Origin of the sequence: Pseudomonas sp. GM78, assembly GCF_000282475.1 — a bacterium.
In the GTDB taxonomy this organism is placed as follows: Bacteria; Pseudomonadota; Gammaproteobacteria; order Pseudomonadales; family Pseudomonadaceae; genus Aquipseudomonas.
Genome location: NZ_AKJF01000194.1, coordinates 1 through 2916, shown reverse-complemented (window position 1 = coordinate 2916; position 2916 = coordinate 1). Strand labels below are relative to the sequence as shown.

Sequence of the window (2916 nt, the reverse complement as noted above, 5' to 3'; positions counted from 1 at the left end):
CAAGAGCCCTTGGTTACTTGGGGCTCTTCCAAGTGACTCGCCGTAAGGGCGAAACCATAGGTGGCCGTTACCACAAAAATGGATATATACGCCCAAAGCGCTGAACTGCACGCTCCCCCATCAGTCGCATACATAAGCAACCCGGATTCAGAGGAGTGAAAGTGAGCAGAGACTCTAATCAGCAGGCAGCAGGTTCAGTGCCGCTGGACAGCCCCACGGTCATCCATCGATTGCGCGTGCTCACGGTCAACACCCACAAAGGCTTTACCGCCCTCAACCGGCGCTTCATCCTCCCGGAATTGCGCGAGGCGGTACGCAGCACCTCGGCCGACCTGGTGTTCCTGCAGGAAGTCGTCGGTGAACATGAACGCCATTCCTCGCGTTACAACGATTGGCCGCAAACCTCGCAATACGAGTTCCTCGCCGACAGCATGTGGAGCGACTTCGCCTACGGGCGCAATGCGGTCTACCCCGACGGTCATCATGGCAATGCATTGCTGTCCAAATACCCGATCCGCGAATACCGTAACCTCGACGTTTCCATTACCGGCCCCGAGCGCCGGGGGCTTTTGCATTGCGTGCTGGACGTACCGGGCCACGCCGAGGTCCATGCAATCTGTGTACACCTGAGCCTGCTGGAAAGTCATCGCCAGTTGCAGTTGCAGTTGCTTTGCCAGTTGCTCGAATCCTTGCCCGATGACGCACCCGTGATCATTGCCGGTGACTTCAACGACTGGCAACTGCAGGGCAACGCCGCCCTCTCGCGCCGCGACTACTTGCACGAAGCCTTCGAACGCCACCATGGCCGACCGGCAAAAACCTACCCGGCGCGCTTCCCGCTGTTGCGCCTGGATCGGATCTACCTGCGCAATGCCAGTAGCCACAATCCGAAAATCCTAGGCCACAAGCCCTGGACACACCTGTCAGATCATTTGCCGTTGGCGGTTGAAGTACACCTGTAACGCGTCAAATCTGCCCCCTACCTGTCATTTGTGACAGTAGATACATCCAAAAACACTTGCTACGGTGCTCCCGTCCGTTCGCTTGACGCGTGCGGACATGCCCCGTAGCCGTCGTTGCCTGAAGGGTCTTTTGCCTTCCTGATGATGTCTCGCGACTCGCGCTGCCGATGCACTCGATGCCTTGCCTTCTTGCAAGACGGCGGGTGTCGAATCTTGAGCGGAGACGCGCATGGACCTTTGCAAAGCACTGCCCAGCGGCCGATACAGCGCCTGTGCCCTTTCGATCTGGCTGTGCATGGGTTGGTCCCTGCCTATCCAGGCGGCATGTACCCTTACTCCCACGGCCGGTAACGACAACTTGGTGTGCGACAGCGGCAACAGCGGGCCGCTGACGGATCTGGCGGGAAACAACAGCCTGACCTTTCCCGCCAATGGCACCGCAACGATCACAGGCAATGTGACGTTCGGCGGTGGCAAAGACACAGTGCTCATGAACTCCGGCGTCATTACCGGGATCGTCACTCAGGGGGACGGTGACGATACGTTCAGCATCAGCGCCGGTCAGGTCACCGGAGCGGTGAACCAGGGCAATGGCGTCGACACCTTTCGCATGGATGGCGGGACCATCCAGTCGCTTGCCCAGGGCGACAGTCGCGACTTTTTCAAAATGACCGCAGGCATGATTGTGGGCGCCTTCGAGGACGGTGACACCGCCGAGATGAGCGGCGGCAGCATCGGCCGGGTCGACATGAAGCTCGATAACAATCGGTTCGATCTGTCTGGCGGGCAGATCCTCGGCAATCTGGTCACCGGTTTTGGTAAAGACACCATCATCGTTTCCGGTGGCAGGATTGGCGGCAACATCAGTGTCAGCGGTGGCAACGACAGCATTACGGTGACCGGAGGCGAAATCGTCGGCGAGATCCGGGCCAGCGCGGGCGATGACACCTTGACCTGGGAGGGCGGCGGCATCATCCGTTCGGCGATCCTGATGGGCGATGGCAATGACCGGGCAACCCTGCGCAATCTGGATGAAAGCCTCCTGGCCCAGACCCCGGCCCTCGATGGTGGCAGCGGCAGCGATCTGCTGACCTCCGATAACACCATCACGAGCGGAGTCGCTCGCTACATCAACTGGGAAACCGTCAACCTGAACAATAATTCGCGATTGGACTTCGACGGCGATTTTGTCCTGGGTGACAACACTAGCGGCAGCGGCGTGTTCAACATCGACAGCAGCAGTGTCGTGACCTCGACCCAAGGTAGCCTCACCCCCTTCACCGCAGGCCAGCGCGCGACGCTGAACAACGCCGGGATCATTGACCTGAGCAGTGGCAATACCCGCACCAGCGACACCCTGACAGTGCAAGGCAACTATGCAGGCAGCGGCGGCCAACTATGGGTGCAGAGCGTCCTGGGCGATGACAGTTCCCCCAGTGACAAACTGGTCGTCAAGGATGGAACCATCACCGGAAGCACTTCGATTGTCGTCAATAACCTCGGAGGCCTTGGAGCGCTGACCCAGCAAAACGGGATCCAGGTGGTACAGGCCCAGGGCACGGCAACCAGTGACAATGGCGCTTTCACCCTGAGCACCCCGCTTTCGGCCGGAGCCTTCGATTACGTCTTGTACAAGGGCGGCGTCACCGCTGGCAGCGAAAACAGCTGGTACCTGCGTTCGTCCGTAGTGGCCACGCCACTGGTCGCGGTGCCCAACCCGGATCCCGCCTTGCCATCGATTCTGGTACCACCACTCGTGGTGCCTAACCCGGATCCAGCCTTGCCACCGATTCTGGTGGCACCGGTCGCGGTGCCCAACCCGAATCCAGTCTTGCCACCGATTCTGGTTGCACCTGTCTCGGTGCCTAACCCGAATCCAGCCTTGCCACCGATTCCGGTACCACCGGACGCGGCGCCGCTCGCGACGCCGGTAGCGGCCGCCGGCTCGCCGCCA

The 2916-nt window shown here is 60.3% G+C and carries 1 protein-coding gene and 1 pseudogene; both read left to right on the top strand.

The features are described from left to right. Window positions 1–161: 161 nt before the first annotated feature. Window positions 162–962: an endonuclease/exonuclease/phosphatase family protein gene (locus tag PMI35_RS05945; protein ID WP_008064378.1), complete on the top strand. Its 801-nt coding sequence runs from the start codon at window positions 162–164 to the stop codon at window positions 960–962. 229 nt (window positions 963–1191) lie between these two features. Beyond that, window positions 1192–2916, top strand: a pseudogene (locus PMI35_RS05950) (autotransporter outer membrane beta-barrel domain-containing protein); the annotation flags it as partial.